The organism is Mesorhizobium sp. B264B1B (assembly GCF_020165765.1).
Lineage (GTDB): Bacteria > Pseudomonadota > Alphaproteobacteria > Rhizobiales > Rhizobiaceae > Mesorhizobium.
The window spans coordinates 84,882-105,988 of sequence record NZ_JAIUIS010000014.1; the positions used below are offsets into that span (position 1 = coordinate 84,882).

17 protein-coding genes are annotated in these 21,107 nt (G+C 58.2%); 4 read left to right on the forward strand and 13 right to left on the reverse strand.

Annotated features, from left to right (window positions below; all coding sequences use genetic code 11):
* Positions 1-347: 347 nt before the first annotated feature.
* From LB547_RS25100 to LB547_RS25155, 12 genes are all read right to left on the reverse strand, one after another.
* On the reverse strand, positions 348-1,229 hold the full coding sequence (locus LB547_RS25100) for a 50S ribosomal protein L11 methyltransferase (protein ID WP_064993332.1): 882 nt from the start codon (positions 1,227-1,229) through the stop codon (positions 348-350).
* A gap of 469 nt (positions 1,230-1,698) precedes the next feature.
* Positions 1,699-2,502 carry a dimethylarginine dimethylaminohydrolase family protein gene (locus tag LB547_RS25105; protein WP_064993331.1) on the reverse strand — a complete coding sequence of 268 codons (804 nt, stop codon included), beginning with the start codon at positions 2,500-2,502 and terminating at the stop codon, positions 1,699-1,701.
* A gap of 15 nt (positions 2,503-2,517) precedes the next feature.
* Complete coding sequence (gene ctlX, locus LB547_RS25110; RefSeq protein WP_064993330.1) at positions 2,518-3,504, reverse strand: citrulline utilization hydrolase CtlX; 987 nt, start codon at positions 3,502-3,504, stop codon at positions 2,518-2,520.
* Positions 3,501-4,574, reverse strand: coding sequence for an ornithine cyclodeaminase (locus tag LB547_RS25115; RefSeq protein ID WP_064993329.1), 1,074 nt, complete (start codon positions 4,572-4,574; stop codon positions 3,501-3,503). Before LB547_RS25115 ends, ctlX begins: the two co-directional genes overlap by 4 nt.
* A gap of 3 nt (positions 4,575-4,577) precedes the next feature.
* Complete coding sequence (gene rocF / locus LB547_RS25120) at positions 4,578-5,498, reverse strand: arginase (protein ID WP_064993328.1); 921 nt, start codon at positions 5,496-5,498, stop codon at positions 4,578-4,580.
* 44 nt (positions 5,499-5,542) lie between these two features.
* Positions 5,543-6,349: an ABC transporter permease gene (locus LB547_RS25125; protein WP_064993358.1), complete on the reverse strand. Its 807-nt coding sequence runs from the start codon at positions 6,347-6,349 to the stop codon at positions 5,543-5,545.
* Positions 6,349-7,062, reverse strand: a complete 714-nt coding sequence (locus LB547_RS25130; RefSeq protein WP_198327675.1) for an ABC transporter permease — start codon at positions 7,060-7,062, stop codon at positions 6,349-6,351. Before LB547_RS25130 ends, LB547_RS25125 begins: the two co-directional genes overlap by 1 nt.
* Before the next feature lie 173 nt (positions 7,063-7,235).
* Positions 7,236-8,018, reverse strand: coding sequence for a transporter substrate-binding domain-containing protein (locus LB547_RS25135; protein ID WP_064993327.1), 783 nt, complete (start codon positions 8,016-8,018; stop codon positions 7,236-7,238).
* Between the two features lie 44 nt (positions 8,019-8,062).
* Positions 8,063-8,875 (reverse strand): ABC transporter ATP-binding protein, encoded by an 813-nt coding sequence (locus LB547_RS25140; RefSeq protein WP_064993326.1) that lies wholly within the window; start codon positions 8,873-8,875, stop codon positions 8,063-8,065.
* Between the two features lie 100 nt (positions 8,876-8,975).
* A complete protein-coding gene (gene alr, locus LB547_RS25145) occupies positions 8,976-10,166 on the reverse strand; it encodes an alanine racemase (protein WP_224655959.1) in 1,191 nt (396 codons plus the stop codon).
* A 793-nt stretch (positions 10,167-10,959) separates the two neighbouring features.
* Positions 10,960-12,405 (reverse strand): M20 family metallopeptidase, encoded by a 1,446-nt coding sequence (locus tag LB547_RS25150; protein WP_064993324.1) that lies wholly within the window; start codon positions 12,403-12,405, stop codon positions 10,960-10,962.
* Positions 12,406-12,537: 132 nt separating this feature from the next.
* Positions 12,538-13,809 (reverse strand): CapA family protein, encoded by a 1,272-nt coding sequence (locus LB547_RS25155; RefSeq protein ID WP_064993323.1) that lies wholly within the window; start codon positions 13,807-13,809, stop codon positions 12,538-12,540.
* A 489-nt stretch (positions 13,810-14,298) separates the two neighbouring features.
* Here LB547_RS25155 and LB547_RS25160 point away from each other — a divergent pair, with 489 nt between their 5' ends.
* From LB547_RS25160 to LB547_RS25170, 3 genes are all read left to right on the forward strand, one after another.
* Complete coding sequence (locus LB547_RS25160; RefSeq protein WP_064993322.1) at positions 14,299-15,264, forward strand: LysR family transcriptional regulator; 966 nt, start codon at positions 14,299-14,301, stop codon at positions 15,262-15,264.
* Positions 15,265-15,469: 205 nt separating this feature from the next.
* Positions 15,470-15,814: a hypothetical protein gene (locus LB547_RS25165; RefSeq protein WP_064993321.1), complete on the forward strand. Its 345-nt coding sequence runs from the start codon at positions 15,470-15,472 to the stop codon at positions 15,812-15,814.
* 1 nt (position 15,815) lies between these two features.
* Positions 15,816-16,382: a type II toxin-antitoxin system VapC family toxin gene (locus LB547_RS25170; protein WP_064993320.1), complete on the forward strand. Its 567-nt coding sequence runs from the start codon at positions 15,816-15,818 to the stop codon at positions 16,380-16,382.
* Between the two features lie 518 nt (positions 16,383-16,900).
* Here the strand turns inward: LB547_RS25170 and LB547_RS25175 are convergent.
* Positions 16,901-17,698, reverse strand: a complete 798-nt coding sequence (locus LB547_RS25175) for a 2Fe-2S iron-sulfur cluster-binding protein (RefSeq protein ID WP_140725118.1) — start codon at positions 17,696-17,698, stop codon at positions 16,901-16,903.
* Between the two features lie 2,509 nt (positions 17,699-20,207).
* Here LB547_RS25175 and LB547_RS25180 point away from each other — a divergent pair.
* On the forward strand, positions 20,208-21,074 hold the full coding sequence (locus LB547_RS25180) for a hypothetical protein (protein ID WP_064993318.1): 867 nt from the start codon (positions 20,208-20,210) through the stop codon (positions 21,072-21,074).
* Positions 21,075-21,107: the final 33 nt, after the last annotated feature.

Below are 21,107 nucleotides of genomic sequence, written 5' to 3' on the forward strand. Positions count from 1 at the left end.
AATGATCACGTTGTCGCCAACATGGGGTGATCGCTTTGATCTCCCGCGTCAGCATCCTCCGCGTTGAAGCACTGATTGAGCTCGACACCGGAGAAGCGACCGGCGCCTGCATCGCCGACAATCCCAGCATGTTGACCCGTTATCAGCATGCGACCCAAACAGGCGGAGCGGTAGCCGAGTCTGCCCGGTAAAAGGTCCGGTCAGAGGTCGTATATTCAATACTGGATCGTGATGGCCTGTGCTCACGGGGGATCAGGTAACGTTAGCATCACCAGCCCCCCTGCAGCCGCCCTGTCAGCAGAACCTTCACACATGAACCAAGAGCCGCTTGTCGCTTGCCCTGAACTTCATGTCGAAACCAAATCGATCGACCCAGATTTATCGCCTCTCAAATAATATCTCCGCCCAGATTCGACCGGCATAGGTACTCGTAGAGGGTGAAAAGCCGTTCGCCAATGACTCTTCCGCTCCCTAGAAGAGATGAGAAATTTCCCAAATTGGGCGACAAAATATGAGGTCATTCCATGGCAGAGGCCAGAACTGTGAACGGTAACTTGGTGTTCTACCGGGTCCAGAGCGCTTGGGTCTAGATAATCATAGCTCCTGAAAAGCACGGTTGGCGAGAGACATACCGGATCGTGTAGCGTCTGGATCACCGAGAAATATGAACGTTCAGCAAACAGGTTAAATCCCGAAAGATCAAATCCGCATTGGTTAAAGACGGAATTTTCCTCAAAGGCTTGCACGTCGGTGCAGAGGAACCCGAATTGCTGAATCCGATATGGCATCACTACTGTAGCAGGACTGGCGATTTGGCGGATGTCTTCCGCTATCGATTCATATCCCTCACCAACTACCCCAGAATCCAATGTTTCCGTAAAAATTATGTCAGGCGCCGAAGGAAGGTCGCCGTCCAGAATTGCTTGCCTTGAGGACTTTGCAATCACCGCGATGCGATCCTGCAAATCGTTGTTCCGGATAATCTCCCGCGCCGCCTCAGCAATTCGCTCATCCATCTCGCATGTGAATACCTTTCGGGCGCCATGCCTGGCGAAGAGCATCGCCGGAAGGCCAGCCCCGGTCCCGATTTCCACGACGGTCTTTCCTCTGAGATTACAGGATGCAATGGCCGCCTCTATTGCTGCATTTCGTGCGGAGTCGCGCATCATTCTGAAATGCCAGTTGGGAACCTGGGAATCTGCGTGAGCGCGGGATGGGATTTCGTGCATTTTTAATACCCTCTAAACCCCTATGGTGGGTGAATAAAAGCCAACGATCTCATCGCGAACAGCGATCGAGGGCGTCGCGCGCATTGTAGGGCTGCCTGTCAATCCTCTGAGACGAGCGAATGAGTGTTGCAGCTTGCGAAGGGGAAGCAGCAAGAATGGTGCCAAGGCACGCAAGCGCTAGAGACCCGGCCTGCCAATTCCGTCGCCTACAAAGAGTGCGTGAGTCTGCACCAGTTTTGGGAATGCGCCGGGTACCTGAACTCAGTGCCGATTTGTCGAATCCCCGACACGGTCATCTTTCGGCCTGAGTTCCTTAGCTGGTAGTCGCCCCGAGCCTCGAGCGTGTCGCCGAATACTCCGTCGCTTTACCCGGAGAGAAAGCGTGGCGGCGCGACAATCACGATCGAGGGGAAAGCACGAGTTCTGTTTGTCGTCTAGACGTCTGGGGTAACAAGGGGGGTTGAATGACCTACCTGCAATCCCGGTACCAGCGCAGCGACATACAGGAAAGCCCGGCATCGATCCTCTCGATCTCGGCGGTCTTCAGAGGCACGACCTTGTAACTCGCCTTTTCGAGCATCTCAATCGTGCGCGGGTAGCCCGCGCTGACCATGACGATGTCGTTGACGCGCAGCACGTTCGCCGCAGGCTCTTCGCCTTCCGGGACGATGAACTGGCGGAATTCCTTGAATACGGAAGCCTTCGCGAGGGCAGCGGTCGAAATCACGGTTTCATCGTCGAGCAGCGAGGAGGCCGTCTTGAAATGCAGAACGCCTTTCGGAGTCTCGGCAATCTGGGCCTTCCCGCCGAGTTGCTCGATACAGGAGACAAGGGCCTCTGCCCCGGCCTTGTCGGTGCGATCGGAAAGGCCTATCAGGACGCTATTTGGGGTGTACATGATATCCCCGCCGTCCGCTTGTCCCGGGGTAGGGAGTTCTAGCACGGTGTCGAACATATCGCGCAGGATCGGCGCGATCTCCGCGGTCTCGGCGACCCGGCTTGGCGTGCCGGGACGGAGCAGGATGGCGCCCCCGGTGAAAACGAGCGCCGGGTCTTCGACAAACAGGGAGTCTGGAAAGGCCTCAAGAGACGGCAGGACGCTCACTTCGACACCTGCATGCCGCAAGGCCGCAACGTATGCGTCGTGCTCGCCCTTGACGCCTTCATAGGTAGGACCGCCCCGATCATCGGCGCGTAGGCCGTTGACGACCGAGATCGAGGGTTCGCGAACGATTGCCGAGTTGAACTGATAGACCGATCTGGTTTGCGACATTTCCAATCCTATTTGTCAGTAGTGTTTCGCTGTGCGGCTTGCTTGGGCGGTGAATGACGTCTGTGCGGGCTGCGCCCTGCGCTTCGACAGGTGAATCCCTGCAAGCATGCACCGGACCGATCCACCCGCGAGTTCGATTGTCGAGACATCGAACGGCAATAGTCGCGCGGACTGCTCGATTGCCGATATCTGCTTCGCCTGCAGCGCCGCATGTGCTCGCCCGGAAATGGCAACAATGCGACCATCCGTGCCCTCCAGTTCAATGGCATTGCCGGCGAAGTCTTCGATCTGCTCGATCGAAAGCTCCACGATCTGACGACCGGTTTCCTCCAACCTCGCGACGACTTCCCGCCGCCGCCAGGGATCAGGGATCGACTGCGCCCCTAACAACGCGAAATCGGTGCCGACGCACATCAGGACATTGGTGTGATAGACCGCCTTGCCGCTGCGATCGACTGCGTCAAAGATCATTGGCTCGAAATTGAAGTGCGTGCAGAACCGTTCGAGCGCAACCTCGTTTGCCCTGTTGGAACGCACCACGTAGGCGACACGGGCAATGTGGTCGAGCACCATCGCACCGGTCCCTTCGAGGAAGACCCCGTCCTTCTCGAGGCCGGAATAATCGATGACATCCTGAACCCGGTACTCAGCCTTGAGCATCTCGATGATGTCGGTCCGGCGCTCTTGCCTTCGATTCTCCGAGTACATCGGATAGATCGCGACATGCCCGCCAGAATGGGTCGAAAACCAGTTGTTCGGAAAGACGGAGTCGGGTGTTGCGGCCGACTCATCCTCATAGAGGTGGACAGTGATCCCGGCCTCAGCGAGGCCGTCCGCCATACGCGTGGCTTCTTGATATGCCAGAGCGACCAGATCATCCGGCTTCCGCGTTTCATCGCGCACCTGGAACGTATTGTCTGCCGCAGTGACCGGATTCGGCGTGAAGTGATGAGGGCGGATCATCACGACGGCCCTCGGCGCCTGCATGGATACTTTGCTCATCCCAATGCACCGCTCAGCCGCACTGGAGCCGGTTGGGCGGCGCGCAGGATCATGCCGTACAAGTCGCGGGGTTCATCCGGGTCGGCGAGGAGATCGAGTTCTTCGTAGAGTCCGGTGTCCTTGAGGCGGTCGCGCACATAGCGCAGGGCCGAAAAATCCTCGATCGCGAAGCCCACGGAATCGAACAAAGTGATTTGGCGCTCGTCGCGGCGGCCGGGCTCGTTGCCGGCGATCACCTGCCAGAGCTCGACCACCAAGTGCTCGGGCGCGAGCTGTTGGATTTCGCCTTCGATGCGGGTCTGTGGGGCGTATTCCACGAAGATGTCGGAGCGCAGAAGAATGTCGCGGTGCAGTTCGGTCTTGCCTGGACAGTCGCCGCCGACCGCGTTGATGTGGACGCCGGGGCCAACCATGTTGTCTGTAAGGATGGTGGCACACTGCTTGTCGGCGGTGACGGTGGTAATGATATCGGCGCCTTCCACGGCCTCCTGCGAGGAGGCGCAGGCGGTGATGTCCAGGCCGATGCCGGCGAGGTTCTTCGCGCAGCGGCGCGTGGCAGCAGGATCGACGTCGTAGAGGCGCAGTCGATCGACGCCGACGATGGCCTTGAAGGCGATCGCCTGGAACTCGGACTGTGCGCCGTTGCCGATGATCGCCATGGTGCGAACGCCCTTCGGCGCGAGATGCTTCGCCGCGACCGCCGACATGGCCGCGGTGCGGAGCGCGGTGAGGATGGTCATCTCCGTGAGCAGCATTGGATAGCCGCTTCCGACATCGGCCAGAACGCCGAAGGCGGTGACGGTCTGGCGGCCGGAGCGCGTGTTCTTGGGATGGCCGTTGACATATTTGAAGCCGTAGGTTTCGCCGTCGCTCGTCGGCATCAGCTCGATGACGCCGTCCACGCTGTGGGACGCCACACGCGGCGTCTTGTCGAACAGCTCCCAGCGGCCGAAGTCTTCCTCGATATAGCCGGCGAGGTCGGTCAGGAAGCGCTCCACGCCGATCGTCAGAACCAGCTTCATCATATTGTCCACGCTCACGAAGGGAACGATGTTTAGCTTCTCGGGCATGGTTCAGTGGTTCCTTGTCGGGCGGTCCATGATGCGGCGGCCCATTAGACTGGCGGTGAGGTCGACCATCAGGATCGCGGTGCGGCCGCGCTCGTCGAGGAAGGGGTTGAGCTCGACGAGATCGAGGCTGGTGACGAGGCCGGAATCGTGCAGCATCTCCATCACCAGATGCGCCTCGCGGAAGGTCGCCCCGCCCGGCACGGTCGTGCCCACGGCCGGGGCGATTGACGGGTCTAGGAAATCGACGTCCAGGCTGACATGAAGCATGCCGTCCTCAGCCAGGATGCGCTGGAGAAAAGCGCGTAGCAGAGGAGCGATCCCGTGCTCGTCGATCATGCGCATGTCGTGGACTGTCACCCCGGCGAGTTTCAGCGCCTCACGCTCGGCCGGATCGACGCTGCGCACACCAAGCGTGCAGATGCGCGCCGGATCGACCGCAGCTGGCAGGTCTGGGAAATAGCCGTGAAAGCCTTTTTGCCCGCTGGCGTAGGCGAGCGGGACGCCGTGCAAGTTGCCGCTGACCGTAGTGTCGAGCGTGTGAAAGTCCGGGTGGGCATCCAGCCAAAGCACGAAGAGCGGCCGGCCCAACTCCTTGGCACGACGGGCAACTCCGGACAGCGTGCCGGCAGAGATACTGTGATCGCCGCCGAGAAAGATCGGCATTGCTTCTCGGCTCGCCGCATAGGCAGCTTCGGCGATCGCTCCGGTCCACGCCGAGACCTGCGGCAGCGCCTTCAGGCCGAGGTTCTCATGCGCCACGGGCGGAAGCGGTCCGGGCGCGACCGCCCCTGCGTCCTCCACTTCATGGCCGAGTTCCGTCAGCGCCTGCGCGAGTCCCGCGGCGCGCAACGCGCTCGGTCCCATATCACAGCCCATGCGTCCGGCCCCGTCCTGGACCGCCGCGCCAACGATCCTACACAGCATGTCGCCGCTCCCTATTGCTGCTGGCAGCGCGCTGGTTCGGCGCGTCACCCCACTCGAACCGGGATGCGAGCCTCGATACGGCTGAAAATCCATACGAGCAATCCCGTGAGAACCATGTATGTCAATGCAAGCAGAAGCAATGGCTCGTATATCACCAATGTATCCTGGCGAACGCGAGCTGAAACTGCATAAAGGTCGACAACCGTGATAGTAGCGACGAGCGGTGTCGATTTGAGTTGCATTACTGTTTCACCGGCCAACGTGGGCAACGCCTTGTGGATTGCCTGCGGCAACCAGACCCGGCGAAAAAGCTTCCAGCGGTTCATACCGAAAGCGCGTCCCGCCTCGAGCTGGCCGCTCGGCACGCCGGCAAAAGCACCGCGCATAACCTCGCCTACATAGCCTGCGAAGGACAGCGTTAGAGCCAGTACAGCGTATGGCCACGCCTGGCGAACGAGAGGCCAGATATCGGATTCGCGAATCCATGGATATTGCGGGAAGAGCGAGCCAAGCCCGTAATAGAGCAGCCAAATTTGCAGAAGCAACGGTGTGCCTCGAATGACGGTGCAGAAAGCTTTCGCTGGAAGACTGAGCCAACTAGGGCCCACTACTTGAGCGAGCCCAAGTGGCAATGCCAGAACGAAGCCGAAGACGCAGGTCACGATGAGGATCCAGATCGAACGCCATAAACCAGCAATCGCAAGCATGTAGTAGTCGGCCAACCAGTCCCAACGCATGAAGACGGCTGCTGCGGTGATCAAGACAAGGCCGATCACGATCAATACGACGCGGTGTGGCTCCAACCGTGCGAATGGGCGGCAGTTTGCCGCAACAGTCGTGAAATAGGCCATCAGCGGCTCTCCGCTATCGGCTGCCGGCCGCGCCTTGCCCAATGCTCGACCCGTCCGATGAGGACGTTGGAGATCAAAGTGAGCAGTAGATAAAGCACGCCAGCGGCCATGAAGAAGGTGAAATAGGCCTTTGTAGTGCCCGCAGCCTGCCGTGTTTCCAGAGTCAGTTCATTGAAGCCCACAACGGCCAGAAGTGCTGTGCCTTTGAACGCAACCAGCCAGAGATTTGCGAGACCCGGGATCGCGAAGGGCAGCATCGCCGGCAGAGTAATGCGTCGCATCAGCATCCTTGGGTTCATACCAAAGGCTCGCCCGGCCTCGATTTGGCCTTGCGGCACCGCGAGGATCGCGCCGCGCAGCACCTCCGTTGCGTACGCGCCCTGTACGAAGCCGAGCGCAACGATGCCTGCCATCGGCCCGCTGACGTCGATCCGTCCGTAACCGAGAGTTTCCAGGAGGCGGTTGATCAGGTCCGGAACCGCGAAATAGATAAGCAGAATTAGCACAAGTTCCGGTACCGCGCGGATGAGGGTGGTGTAGACTTGAAGCAAGTCGCGGCGCACAGGTCCGCCGTAAAGCTTGCCAAAAGCACCGCCAATGCCAATAACCAATCCCAAGGCGAATGCGCCGACACCGATCCCAATTGAATTAATGAATCCGCGAACCAGATTTCCGCCCCAGCCAGGCGGCGTAGGTGCAAGCAACTCGAACATGCTGGTCTGCGCCAGCGACAAAAAGACAGAATCGGTCAAGAACGCCTCCACCTTGAGGATTGACCCTCGCCAAGAGCCTGCCGTTCACTGGTGCGTGACGAAGGAGGCCGCCTGCCTCCGACTCAACAGGCAGAAGTATTTCGAGGGTCTACGTAACAGGAGAATTTCGTCTGTCATTCGCCGTAAATGTCGAATGAGAAGTACTTTTTCGTAATTTCATTGTACTTCCCGTTCGCGCGAATCCCCTTGATTGCGGCGTTTATCTTTTCCTTGAGCATGGTGTCTCCCTTGCGCAGACCCGCGCCCGCGCCCGGCGCGAAAATCTCGGGGTCATTGGCAACCTTGCCCTTTATCTCGCAGCAGGCCTTACCCTGGTCAGTCTTCATGAATTGATCAATGGTAAGCGGGCTAGCCAGAATGGCGTCGATCCTGCCGGCGACCAAGTCCTGGTTGGCCTCATCCTGTGTCTGGTACGTCTTCATCTCGGCCAAGCTGTCTTTGAAATGCTTGCTGGCATAGACCTCGGCATTGGTCGAGACCTGAATACCGAGGATCCTGCCCTTGAGGCCCTCAGGGGTAGGATCCACTGCAACGCCCTTGGGACCGGCAATCGTGTACCCGTTATCGCTATAGTACTTGTCGGAGAAATCGATCGTCTTCTTGCGCTTCTCTGTGATTGACATCGAACTCATGATGACATCGATTTTCTTTGACGTCAGGGAAGGAATGATCCCGTCCCAGGCGACCGGAGTGATGACACAATCGAGTTTTGCCTCGGCGCAGATCGCATCAATGATCTCAATTTCCCAGCCGACCCATTTTCCAGAGGCGTCCAGGGACGAGAATGGAGGGTAGGGCTCGGCCGCGATTCCGACCTTCACCTGTTCAGCTTGCGCCATCAAAGTAGATGCGCAGAAGATTGCCGCTGCGGCCGTCAATTTGGAAAGTATTCTCATTGTTTTCCCCTATAAGTCAGATGGTTTAGTCTGTTTTTCAGGCGCTAGCCCACTCTGCGGATGAATTGTTGAAGCCGCTCCGATTTCGGAGATCCGAAGATTGCGTCTGGTGGCCCTTCTTCCTCGACGCGGCCCTCGTGGAGAAATACCACGCGGGTCGCGACCTCGCGGGCAAATTTCATTTCATGCGTGACCAGGATCATGGTGCGACCTTCGCGGGCCAAATCGCCGATTACGCCCAGAACCTCACCGATGAGTTCGGGATCGAGTGATGAAGTCGGTTCGTCGAAGAGCATCACGCGTGGCTGGACCGCGAGAGCGCGCGCGATCGCGCCGCGCTGCTGCTGTCCGCCGGATAAAAATGCCGGGTATACGTGCCGTTTTTCCAGAAGCCCCACTCTCGCAAGCAGTTTCTCGGCTTCGATGATCGCCATTTCACGCTTGACGCCAAGCACATGGACCGGAACCTCGATCACATTTTCGATCAAGGTCATGTGGGTCCAGAGATTGAAGCTCTGAAAGACCATGCCGAGCCGGGAACGTACACGTTCAATCTGCTTTCGGTCCGCCGGGAGGGTGCTGCCATTTCCGTCAGGCTTGAGACGTATTTCCTCGCCGTTCACCCTGATAACGCCGCTGGTGGGGTTTTCCAGGCAGTTGATGCAGCGAAGTAAAGTGGATTTGCCGGAGCCGCTGCCCCCGATAATCGCCACCACATCGCCGTCGCGCGCAGATAGCGAGACCCCCTTCAACACATGAAGGGCGCCAAACTTCTTGTGCAAGTCCTCGACATGGATCGCCTCCGCGGCCGTGTCCGTCACCGCGTGGCGAGGAATTGCCATGATCGTGGCCGTCATTGCTGTGCGCCTGTATCGCCGAGCACAACATGAAAGGGCGAGACCAACAGCACTGTTCTGAGCGCCTTCATTTCGTTTCCTCTATTTCTGCGCCAATGTCTCAGACATAGACGCGCGGGATGTGGTCGCGGAGCTGGGCATAGAGACCGATGAGGTCCGTGCCCCATTGAGCGGCGACTTCCTCGTGAGTGATGGTCTGGTGCGCTTGCTGTCCGAGCAGGAGCACTTGGTCGCCAAATCTTGCATCAGGCACGTCCGTCAGATCGATGCGCAGGTGCTCGAGATGCGCGGGAGGGAGCAGGCGCGCGCGCTGCCCCCTCACCAGCGCCTCGGCCTGGGCTGGCACGTGACGCGGAAGGCCATCCCCCCACCCCATACCTAGGACGCCGATGGTCATTCCCGACCGAAAACCGGGTATGTCTGGTATAGGACCGAGAGAAGCGTCGATCCGCTTGACGGAAACGAGGCATGTCGAAATGGCCTTGAGCGCCGGCCGCAGGGTGACGGCCCGCATGGGTCGATCCGTCTCGGGAAGACCGATAAACAGGGCCCCGGGATCGACGGCATCGAGATCCATCGCGGGATGCCGAAGCACACCGGCAGTACTCGACATCATAATGATCGGGGGACGGGTGCCGGACGCCTCGGCATCCTGTAGAATCCGCTGCAGGCGGGAAAATTGCTCGCTAGCATCCGAAGTCACTGATGTGGGCAGCTCGCTGAGATGGGCGTAGAGCCCCTGTACTTCAACGTCGTTGCAGACGTGCGCGGCTGCGAGAAGCCGGCCTATCTCCTGCGGCGTGGCCCCAGCCCTGAAGAACCCGAGATCCGCCTTGACGAAAATACGGGTGACGCTCATGGCGGCGCGCCAGGACTCCAGCTCATTGAGGCTGGAAACGGTAACGGTGAGTCCGAGCGCTTCAATTGTTTTCGCCGATGTCGGTAGGGGACCGGGATAAAGCAAAACCGGGAGATCGATGCCCATTTCCCGGATGGCCATAGCATCGGGCAAGGTTGCGACAGCAAAGCCGTCAGCCCCCTCTGTTGCCAGTGTGCGGGCGACAGGTCCCGCTCCACAGCCATATCCATTGCGCTTTAAGCAGGCGAAAATCTTCACTGTCCGGGGAAGATGCCTACGCAGCTGACGGTAATTGTGCCTGATCGCGCCGAGGTCGATCTCGTAGCAGGCCTCCCGGGACGCCGCCTTTTTGCTCTGCACCGTCGCAATAGACGTTAACGCGCACATAGGTTCTGACGTTTTTCCCAACCGCTTTTTATTGCTTGTTTGCATGCGAAACGATGCGAGGAATCGCCAAAACCGTCAATTTATTAAGTTTTTGTGACACCCTATTAATTTTACTGATATGGCCACACACACGAGGCAGGCAAATGGCTGGATGACGCTCCGCGATGCAGGGCTGCTGCCTGGCAGGCCTGATCAGCAGCCTGCAAGCATCTTTGAGCGACGGCTTGCCGACACCTTGCTTGTTCCTCATTATGGACGCGGCGCTTCGGGCCCGCCTGGCCGGGTCATCCAGCCAGGCGGTGCTGTGGGCGATCAGAATGGACTGGGGGCTGCGCTAGGTGCTGGTGGTCGAGCTGGCTACGGGAGTGACAGCACCATTACAGGCGCGGGTTCACGACAGGGCTCAAGCAGCGCGGACTTGCCAATGTCGAGTTCGCGGTCTCCGACGGCCATCCGGCCCTCAGGGCGCGTTCAGGAAGTGCGGCCCCAACGGATAGCATGTGCACGACTTAGCCTAGCGCTGTGGTTCGCCAAGCGGAAAACCAAAAACTCGAAGCTTGGCGCAGAGCTGGGGTGAGAAATTCATGAGAGGTGGCCGAGGCGAACCGCTACTTCAATACGGACCATTTGCGCGAGCGCAGAGAAGGAAAGGCCTGGGGACATTCATCGCTTGAACGCGCTGCGGTTCCCTGTTCTGCTAACCCCCGGGGCGCAGCAGACAGTCGATGTCATTGCGACGCCATTCGCGGAACTTGATGAACCCAACTGTGACGGAGCGTTGTCCGCCAGATAATGAAACTCTGCAAGCGAGGCCGCCGAGCGTAAGGTCTTCTTGCACCTATGCAAAAGCCGCTGCCTTACCGCGCAAGTTGTCGACCGTGATCTCGGGCGGAATTGGGCAAATGTAGCGTCGCCCGCCAGTACGCTCCTTCAATTCCGCTTTTGCCCGGGCGATAAGATCGGGATTGCGCAGGCAATCTGCCGCGGTGGTCGCCATTGCTTTCGCCGCGAGCACCATTCCTTTATGGGCTGCTGGCAGATTCCCTTGCGTGACGAGCTGCCAAGTGTGGAACGGCGTACCTATAGCGAAGCAGGCAGTGCTGCACTGAACCGTGGGCACGATCCAGCTCACGTCGCCGACGTCAGTGCTGCCCATCATCATCCCTTCGCGCGCAGGAATGGGAAGTAGCCCGTCATGCAGCACCTGGCTCGCCAGCGAACGGTCGTAGAGCGCAACGCTCGCCACAATCTCCTCGTTCGTAAACGCGTTCTTCCGCAGTTGTTCGGCGAAGGCATAATCCGTATCGTCGAAGCCCGGGCCGCCGAGGCGACTCATGTTTTCGTACATAACCTCCTGCAGCACTTTGTTAGGCAGAACGTTCGAGTTTGCATCCATGATCTGCACCTCAACGGTGGTTTCCGTCATCAGCGCGGCGCCATCGGCGATCTTCTTGACGCGCTGGAACAGGTGCTCTGCATCCGGCAAATGCGGCGAACGCACCAGGTAGAGTGATTCCGCAAAAGCCTGTACCACGTTCGGCGCATCGCCACCCGTATTCGTAACGGCATAGTGGACGCGCGCATCCGAGGCCATGTGCTCGCGCATGTAATTTACGCCCACATTCATCAGCTCCACCGCGTCGAGCGCGCTGCGGCCAAGATGGGGAGAAACCGCCGCATGCGACGCCTGACCCGTGAAGCGGAAGCTAGCCTGAATGCACGCGAGAAACGAGGTGGACTGCACCTCGTTGACGACGTTTGGATGCCAGCAGAAGGCGGCATCGAGATCATCGAAGAGACCGGCCCGTGCCATGAAAGTCTTGCCCGATCCGCTCTCTTCCGCCGGGCAGCCGTAATAGCGCACCGTGCCCGCGATGGCGCCCGATGCAAGCGCATCCTTCAAGGCCACGGCTGCGAGCGCAGATCCGGAACCGAGAAGATTGTGCCCGCAACCATGCCCAGATGCGCCCTCCGTGGTAGGCATGCGCTCGGTAATGCCCGAAACTTGCCCGAGAGCCGGCAGCGCATCGAACTCCCCCAGAAAACCGACTGTTGGGCTACCGCTTCCATGTTCCGCCACGAAGGCAGTGGCCATGCCGCAGAGCTTTTTGGTAATGCGAAAGCCCTCGTGCTCCAGCAAGGCGATCTGCTCGGCGACCGCGCGATGCTCCTCGAAGGCGAGTTCCGGCATGGCCCAGATGCGGTCGCTGAGCGCACAGTAGTCGGCGCTCTTGGTGTCCACGCGCCGGGCGATTTCATAGACGCCCAGCCCATCGTTATGCATGTTCGGTTCTCCTCATTGTCCAAATGCGCATTTGGAACCGTTCGGCTGTAAGGGGGCGCCCCGTCATCAGTGCATTGGCACTATACGACACGATCATCAGGATGCGGGCCAGGTTGACGTGCATGGACGACGCTACCTGTTGGCGGCGACCTCGACGCTGCGGGAATTAGCTTTTGGCAGAAGAACGCGAGCATCTTCCAGCACTATTTCGGTTCCATACTTTTGCGAGCGTCGAGATAGGTCTTCGAGCATTGAACCAGCCAGCTCTTTTGATGCGGGCACGGGCACAAGACGCTCATGATACCTGTTGCTGCTCAGCCGCTGCTCCCCTCCAATCACGATTGGAGCGAGGTCGATTGACTCCAAGTGGTTGTTGCCATCGAAGCTGCACGTCGCGACGATACTTTTCCAGATATCTGGTGAACTCCATTCGTCCTCACCTTCGGGTAGATGAAACAGGAAATTTCCCAATCCGTAGAAGATCGGAGCCCCGCGGTAGATTTCGATCGGCTGCAGCACCGGTGCGCCGTGGCTGGCGAACGCATTCGCTCCCGCATCAATGCAGGATCGCGCGAAGAATTGAACCCATTCGGGAACCTCGCGCCAATCTGGTTCCCAATGATGATGATGAAGATAGGCGATGACAAAGGCACCGGCCAACGAGGCCTTCCGGATTGCGGCGAGCTGACCTCGTAAACTTTGCTCGTTGAAGATGATCCTTCGGCAGTTCTCGGAGGATCGGCGAAAAATGGTTCCGTAAAAGTCGATTTCATCGGACGATGTCAGTTCGCGAGGATCGTCCGGCTGCGTGTAGGTTCCGCGCTCCATAGAGTTGCTTAAAAACGTTTCCTGAATGGAACGCAGGTTCGCGAATTTCTCATCGTCAACCTCGAATACCCGCGAGACATCGAGTTTGTTCACCCCCGGTCGAGCGGGACGGGTACCTGCCGCATTGTCAGCGTACATTGTGGCTGGCCCTGGTCCGGCATCCATCGCGATGAGGGCGACCTTCCTCTTGCCGAGTTGCTTGATGCCGGCTTTGCTCGCGTCACTGGCGTCAACGCCAATTCCTGCACGCAGAAACTCACGCTCGTCTACTTCCTCAAGTGTCGAAAGCACTCCTGCGGGCCCAAGATCGAACGCATGATTATTGGAAAGAGCCAGTGCGCTAAAGCCAATATCCTTCAAATTATCCAACACGACAGGTGGAGAGCACTGGAAATAGGTGCCTTTCATCGGCCACCCACCATGCCGGCCGAGAATCGTGGTTTCTAAATTCGTGAATGAGGCATCGGCTTGCCGGATCAGTTCTTTGATCGTGGCGAAGCCGTCGTCCGATACATGCCGAATATCGTGGTAGATGAGGGACTGTCCGGTGAGGGCGAGGGTGAACGGCGAAGGCATGATTGAGTATCAACCCCTGTATGGGCAAATGTCATTAGCGGCCACTTTTTGTGGCAACCGATCGACTGCGGAGAAAGTGTTGGCTAGTTCCTTGATCCGGTAAGGATCGGCCGTGCGGATTTACGACAAGCGCGGGTAGTTGGTTGCGGGTGCGCAACGTCCGAGCTGGGGTCGGAACAGTTCCTGCCAGAGGCACGGAAATACGAATGCCGCATATGTGCTTTTCTAACGTTATAGTCCGCAATTTTTAGAGCTGTGTCCCCTGTGTTCGATTGTGAACTATCCGCTCTGCCAGGGGATGGGTGTTGCTGCATGCGTCATGTCAGCGTTCTCTCTGATGCGTCTGATCCACTGGTTTTGTTACGCCAGACGATGGGGAGAATCGGGAAAATGGTCAATTTATTAAGTTTTTGTGACACCCTATTAATTTTACTGATATAGCGGCCAAACGGAGCTCTGGCCCTGCGGCCACCAATTCGGACAAAGGCAATGGAAGAGATTTCCGGCCGAAACAGCAAGGCTGGGTTCAGGTCCGCTCAGATTTTTCGGGAGATCATGAGGACCGGTTCTACGAGGCGGGCCGCCCGAGAACTCGGGATTACCCAGTCGGCCGTAAGCCAGCATCTCAAGTTGTTTGAAGAAGCTGTTGGTGAGAAGCTTTTTGCGCGAGATCCCCGCGGCCTTGTTCCAACCACGCGCGCCATCGAAATTTACAACCGCATAGACAGATACTTTGAGACCCTCGGCCACATCGAGAGGGAAATCACCGATTCTTTCAGCGCCAAGCGAAACCTCCTGACGATTGCCGCACCGCATATATTCTCGTTGAGACTCATCCCCAAAATAATTCTTGCGCTAAATAATCTAGATTCGACTCTAGAATTTCATTATAGGGCCCAGCGATACGACGAGATAGCACAAAGCGTTGTGACGGGAGAGGCCGATATCGGGATTTCCCGACTGCCGTTAGATGAACGCTTCTTTGAGTGGAAGATAGTCGCCGAAAGCAAGAGTGTCTGCGTGTTGCAACCCGACCATCGCCTTGCTGAAAAGGACATCATAACTGTTGACGACCTCTCAGGGGAGCCCCTTATCGTTCTAGAGAGAGAATACACTTCTAACAAATTGGGCCTATTGACATACGGGCGGAGAGAACTTCCTTTATTGCCGAAGGTTCATTCGGACACAATAGGCTTGGATGCTTCCTTTGTCGCATATGGTATAGGTATTGCAATAGATAATGAATTTGTTGCACAGCAATATCAAATGTTTGATGTGAAAATCGTTCCTTTTGAGCCGTCAGCGAGATACGACTACGTGGTATTTTGGCGCCGCGGCAGCGATAATATTTCGCAAACGTCGCCAATTGTGGATACTTTCGTGGAGGTGATCCACCGTGAACAATCGTTCGGGCGTGAGGGGCCCAAAGCGGCTTTCCACCCCCATAGCATCTAATGCCGGAAAAATTGTACCTGAGTGGCTGTTTCGGTCGATTGCAGCGGTGACATCCCTACTTCGTGACATCCCTCCTTTTGGAGAGCTTCAGCACGCAATTCCGGGTGCCAACAACCGCCCTTTGTCTTGGTGCATTTGAAAAATTCACCTTGCCTGCTATGTTGTCTAGAATCCATTTTTGTTAAACGGACCTGAGGGAACCCCTATGACGAAGACAGCTGTACGGATGCGTCGCGGCCAAGGGCCAGTGGGCAAGCGGACGAGAACCCATCCCAAGCTGGCTGAGAAATTGCAGATGCGTCGATTGGCCAGGATTAACGCGGTCCTGCAGAGGGCGGAAGAATCTGGCCTGCGCGCTGAGAAGGACGGCAGGATTGCGGGGCGGGTGAGTGCTAATCTAATCAAGAAAGCCAAGGCTCGAACCGGATTGACGTCTGATACCGAGCTCGTCGAATTTGCATTGGCCAATGTGGCTCTGGAAGACAACTTCGCCGAGACCTTCAGGAAAACACGGGGGACTGTGGATCCGACGCTGAAGCTCGGATTCTGAATTGGCCGATTTCGACTTTGGTGCGGCCTTAAGGTGGTCGCGATTTGATCCTCAAAAAACCTTGAGCCGCCGCCCCGACACGGAGCTGCCGATCATCGGCAACCTCGGCGGGGCGGGGCAAGAACTGCTGCTGGACACCTGCGTCTATATCGACGGTTTGCAAGGCCGGGCGCCTGACGCAGTTGCCGACCTCCTCGATGTCAGGCAGGTCAACCATAGCACCGTAGCGATCCAGGAGCTGATGCACACTGTAGGCGTGCTTGATCCGAAACACTCGGGCACGAGTAAAGCTGTCAAGCAGATCGGGAGCATGATCAAGGACATGCCGTCCCATCGGGTTTTTGCACCAGATCCCGATGTCTTGGGCCGAGCCGCCCTTCTCTCAGGAATGCTGTGTCGCCTCCAGGGCTACAAGCATGATTCCAAGCTTCGGGCGCTTCAAGACTGCGTGCTGTTCCTGCATGCGCAGAAAATGGGATTTTCCGTTCTAACGGGCAACGTCAGTGATTTCGACTATTTGCTGCAGTTAATTCCGAAGGGTCGGGTTTTGATGTATCGGCCAATCTGAGTATAGCCGCCTTCCGCGCTTCTGGGCGAAGGCGGCAATGACTTGGCCACCTTCCGCAGTCGCCTGACCCGGGACTCCCATTCGCCCATGCAGGACGGCTCGAAGACCTGCGGCAGCCCTGGTCCGTTCCAAAAGCTCAATGCCAGACTTTCGTTATCGACAGGCAGGCCGCAGCATAATTTGGATGGGTCAAAGCGTCCAGATTGTCCATAGCCGATCTTAACTGTTCTTCCCAATCAATGTGACGAGAGACAATTCGGTCAGAAACTCCAATCCTCTCGCTGACAGGAGCTAGTGCCATCGAACGGGTCACACAGGCGGTTCAAGTGCGTACGAACTGAGCCAAGGAAGAGCTTTGCTCACTTCGAGGGAATTCGTTGACTCTGCAAACCGTGCGGCAGCCGATCAGGCGCTGCAAGTCGACCAGATGCGTGCCGCAGGCCAATCGAGGAACGCTTCATCGCCGGATTTCAGTCTGTACCAGGCCGGGCGTGCTCAGGATCACGTGACGGACCGCCTCATGGTAACGGACCTAACCAGTGCAACGACAACGGCGCAAGCGCCTGCTCGATCGTGCTTTCGACATCCGCCCTGTGGACCGGCTTCTCTTTGAGACGCTCAACCAGCACGGTTGCACCGGTGACAAAGCCCGGAGTGCAATAGCCGCACTGGAATGAAAAACGTTCGACGAAGGCCTTATCGCGGAGAGCCGGACGACATCGCCATTCGCGTCGCGTTCGGCATGCCCTTCTTATGTGCGGACGGACTTGCCATCGAAGAAATGCGCTGCGGTGATGCAGCTGCGGATCTGACGGTAACGTCCTTCCGGGTCCTCGAGAATGATCGCGCACGCGTGGCAGATGCCTTGGCCGCAGCCAAGCCGCGATCCCGTAAGGTTGAGATATTCGTGCAGGAAGTCGCACCTCCGATGTCTGTGTCCAGACCCCGACATCCCTGGCATGCGGCAGGCAATACCGGTTCCAGTTCCGGTCGGGTCCGTCCTCATAGAGCGGCAAAGCCTCGAGCAGGGCGTGGCCGACGCCCATGGCCAGGCTGCCTTGGAGCTGACACGAGACGAGTTCCGGCACGATTTGGTGCCGCCTTCGAGGATGGAATGATGCGAAAGGAGCTTCACGTCCCCCTGAGGCGGTGTCCACTGCGACTGCTGCGATCGTCGCCACGCCCGCGTAACAGGTGCCGGCGGCGTTCTGGCGCTGTACCGGCGGATAGAAGACTTGGCTGTTGGCGCCGCTTTCCGAACTGGTCAAAGCGCGCCAGCTGGTTTGAAGGCACTGATGACCTGCGGCGGCTTCCATTTTCTCGAGCGGCGCTCGCCTCACCTAGTACTCCCGACATTCCGGCATCGCTGACAAACGGCGCGGCCTTGCCCGGTCATGAAAGCGGCCTTGCCCGGTCATGAAAATCGCGGGCGTCTCTAACGCCGCAAGATTGAAGCGCATGACTTCTGCTTCGGATCCGCATGTCCTGACTGATCTGTCCTCTGTTGAGCCTTCAGAAGGAGATGGCCGAACTCCTCGCAGCCGAGCCGCGCCTGCTGGCTTGCGATTGTGTGTCGCCCCGCGTCCCGCCGAATTGACTTTGCGCGCTTTTCCCTTCCTGAAATCCGGCCACACTGACCGGGCGACTAATTTTCACAGCCAGGATAGCCTCCCATCTGCACAGCTCCCGCCAAACCCAGCAGCGCTAGGCGCTTTCCGAAACGTCCAGTCACGTTTTCAACGCGCGTGTTGGAAACGGTGAATCGTCGACACATTTCCGCCACGGTTTAGCCGCGCCGAAGCCACAATTTCCCACGACATAGCCGGCGTTGCCCTAGACGGTTCGGTCCGGCACCGGCTCAACAAGCCCCCCGCCCTAGGGTCAGTGCCGGATCGAACCACCCTCTTCTTGCGGGACACAGGTCCGAGCCTGAATGTGCTCAGCAGAAGTAAGCTGGTCCACTTCATGGCGAGGCGGTCTCCCAATCGCACAGGGCTGCAAACACCTGCACAGCAATAATGGTTTGCGGCGCGCATCGGCTTGAGGCGACTTAGGCCAGCTCTACGATGCTTTAGTGTGCGACTCATTCAAAGTAGCAAACTGACGCTAGTCAGAAAGCAAGCCTGCATACCGGTCGGCGCTGTCGATGCTCCTATAATAGTTGGTGTCTTCAACCGTGCCTGATTATCCTACGATCTCATCGACTTGCAGTGATCCTGTTAGATCTCGGTCGCTGCGCCTCGGCTCTGGCTGCAGATCGGCTCACTATTCCCATAGGCCGAAATAAGTTGGAACCGCGTCCCGGACTTCCCCACGTGAAAACACGCTGACCGTCGATGTTGCTCTCCACGTGCGGTCGCCCGCCCAGGATGTGAAATGCAGCTTTGCAGGATCGAAGGCGCGGGCCACGCAATGTATCCCTCTCATGTTCGTCCCTGCGATTGCTCTCCTTGTATCGCGGATCCATGCAGCGTTTGTGGATCATCTGCCGCACTAAGTGTGCCAAGAGAAAAAGCCTCTGACTAAACCGTTGTGGGCCGCCCATGCCATCCGAACCCGACATTGTTCCACAGCCGACACTGACGTCCTGGCTGGCCTAGGGCGTGGGACCTGAAGTTGCGACCACGAGCACAGAGCCGGCTCGGCGACGAGGCGAGGGCCATCGGCAAAAAGAGTAACAAACACCGTGTTGCACATGCACGCTGGAGAATACTTGATGGCGGTCGGATTCACTCCGTCAGGCGTGACAGTTAGCGTATCGTTTGCCTTCGCATCGCGCGGAAGTGTGCGTGCTCAGAGCGTAATAGCGCCGCGATCGCGACGGTAACCTGAAAACTCCTTGAGCCTTGATAAGGCGCTCAATTCGAGCTTGTGCCCAAGAACAGGCCTGTCGGCCAGGACGGCTGCGTGCGCGAGTCATGCCATCGCGTCTGCGCTTCGGCGCCACTTGAACCCTCCTTTATCCCCTTGCATCCGATCGAGGTGCAGCTGAAGAAACTGACCGTCTTTGCGTAACTGAAGTTTTCCTGAGTCCTGCATCGTCGTGGGGCGGGGAAGGAGAGGGGATGTTGCAGCCAAAGCAAGTAATGTCGATGGTGCGCCTGCATCAATGCGGTTGGAGCGCAAGGCTGCGTGGCCATTGCAGCTGGTCATGTTGCTGCGGAGCTGGCGCTGAATAGGCCGTCCGTTCCGGGGTGACTGCGCCAGGCGACCTCCCGTTGAGAAAACCCCGGGCACGAAGGCGTTGAACATGTCGCTGTCGCCCAGCTGACGGTTGACTCGCCAGCGGCTGGGGCTAACGCCGGGCACTCATAGGCGACAGGCGGCCGGGCCGAGAAGGGGCGGCATTGTGCGATGCCGCGCTGCCCGCCAGCGCGATTTTTCCCGCCCGTCCTTTGCACCTCGCCTGTCACCGGCCCCGTCGCGAGATTGCCATGAGCCTGCAGCAGGAAGGCCGGATGGTGGCAAAGCGCGGTGGTGCTATTGGCGGCCGCGCAAATTGCCGGGCCGCGGCTGATCAGCCGGAGCGGGCGGTGGTCGTTGTAGCAACGCTCGATCATCCACCCTGCGCTCAAAGGAGAAGCTGCCGCGAGGATATCACCCCGGGCTCTTGCAACGACCGGAAGGAGGAGGCGACAGAGCCGGGGCGTACCATTCATGCGCTTTGGCAGAAGTCACTCACGGCATTTGATGCCAGCCTCGTCATCTTGGCTGGGACGAGACTGGAACCTTCTGCCAGACTACAACTGTAACACCATATCGGTTCAGCAGGTCAGGCTTGGGTGATAACCTCATGCGTAGAATAACGACTTTGGAGACCGAGCAATGGATCGCGATAACAAACGGGCACGCGCAGCTGCAAGTTCATCCCAAGCCAGGGAACAAGCCAGGGAACCCTCTACCATCCTGTCCCTTACAGAGGGGCCATTAACGCAGGTAGCAGAACGGCTGGTAACCGCTAACCCGCGCGATACAGCGCGAAACCTTGCAGGCTTCAAAGGCCTCGGGAAGGAAGCGCGAACAGCCATTCGGGGTACTCAACCCGGGCAAGAAACTGAACTCGCAAAATTTGAAAGGCGGGGCAATCAGCTCGGACGATCAGCCGTCGAGCTGACTTGGAAGCTGACATCCGAATTGGGGTACCGGCCGGACAACGTTGCATTGGAGCAAGTCAGAGCGGTCAGCAATATAGCCAATTACCTAACGCCACACATGCAAGATGCTGTTGTCAATCGCATTGGCAACATGGATCCGGCCTCGCAAGCTCTCGGAGCTCTTAACGTTGCGCCCAACTTCGGCAAGTTCAATAACGAAAACCAATCTCGCATTCTTGATCAAGCCGTTGAATTGATGTCTGATCCGAACGGCAACATCAGGATGGTGGCACAGAATGCAATTATCCAGGCGTATCACCAGATGGATCCAAATCAGCAGGCCCAAGCTCACGCAGTTCCCGGCCTGGAACCCCTCTTGCGGCAAATGCCTCCGCCGCAGCATGCAGAGGAACGGCATGCGGATCTGGACGCCCACATAGCAGGCCTTGAGGCTGCGGTTCATGCGACAGGCACGCAAATCTCCTATGAACAGCTGCAGCGGGGTGGTCTAGTAGGGCAGGCCATAAACCGCAGCTACAGTCAGGCCCGAGCGGACCTGCAGGAGTCCACCAGGAACAGGGATCGCGGGGGCCGTTGAGATCTCGGCAACAGTAGACGCTTTCTCTCCCGA

Excerpts from the sequence above, each read along its gene's own strand:
- LB547_RS25100 (WP_064993332.1), bottom strand. The coding sequence starts at position 1,229 with ATGCACGAAATCCCATCCCGCGCTCACGCAGATTCCCAGGTTCCCAAC.
- LB547_RS25105 (WP_064993331.1), bottom strand. The coding sequence starts at position 2,502 with ATGTCGCAAACCAGATCGGTCTATCAGTTCAACTCGGCAATCGTTCGC.
- ctlX (WP_064993330.1), bottom strand. The coding sequence starts at position 3,504 with ATGAGCAAAGTATCCATGCAGGCGCCGAGGGCCGTCGTGATGATCCGC.
- LB547_RS25115 (WP_064993329.1), bottom strand. The coding sequence starts at position 4,574 with ATGCCCGAGAAGCTAAACATCGTTCCCTTCGTGAGCGTGGACAATATG.
- rocF (WP_064993328.1), bottom strand. The coding sequence starts at position 5,498 with ATGCTGTGTAGGATCGTTGGCGCGGCGGTCCAGGACGGGGCCGGACGC.
- LB547_RS25125 (WP_064993358.1), bottom strand. The coding sequence starts at position 6,349 with ATGGCCTATTTCACGACTGTTGCGGCAAACTGCCGCCCATTCGCACGG.
- LB547_RS25130 (WP_198327675.1), bottom strand. The coding sequence starts at position 7,062 with ATGTTCGAGTTGCTTGCACCTACGCCGCCTGGCTGGGGCGGAAATCTG.
- LB547_RS25135 (WP_064993327.1), bottom strand. The coding sequence starts at position 8,018 with ATGAGAATACTTTCCAAATTGACGGCCGCAGCGGCAATCTTCTGCGCA.
- LB547_RS25140 (WP_064993326.1), bottom strand. The coding sequence starts at position 8,875 with ATGACGGCCACGATCATGGCAATTCCTCGCCACGCGGTGACGGACACG.
- alr (WP_224655959.1), bottom strand. The coding sequence starts at position 10,166 with ATGCAAACAAGCAATAAAAAGCGGTTGGGAAAAACGTCAGAACCTATG.
- LB547_RS25150 (WP_064993324.1), bottom strand. The coding sequence starts at position 12,405 with ATGCATAACGATGGGCTGGGCGTCTATGAAATCGCCCGGCGCGTGGAC.
- LB547_RS25155 (WP_064993323.1), bottom strand. The coding sequence starts at position 13,809 with ATGCCTTCGCCGTTCACCCTCGCCCTCACCGGACAGTCCCTCATCTAC.
- LB547_RS25160 (WP_064993322.1), top strand. The coding sequence starts at position 14,299 with ATGGAAGAGATTTCCGGCCGAAACAGCAAGGCTGGGTTCAGGTCCGCT.
- LB547_RS25165 (WP_064993321.1), top strand. The coding sequence starts at position 15,470 with ATGACGAAGACAGCTGTACGGATGCGTCGCGGCCAAGGGCCAGTGGGC.
- LB547_RS25175 (WP_140725118.1), bottom strand. The coding sequence starts at position 17,698 with ATGGAAGCCGCCGCAGGTCATCAGTGCCTTCAAACCAGCTGGCGCGCT.
- LB547_RS25180 (WP_064993318.1), top strand. The coding sequence starts at position 20,208 with ATGGATCGCGATAACAAACGGGCACGCGCAGCTGCAAGTTCATCCCAA.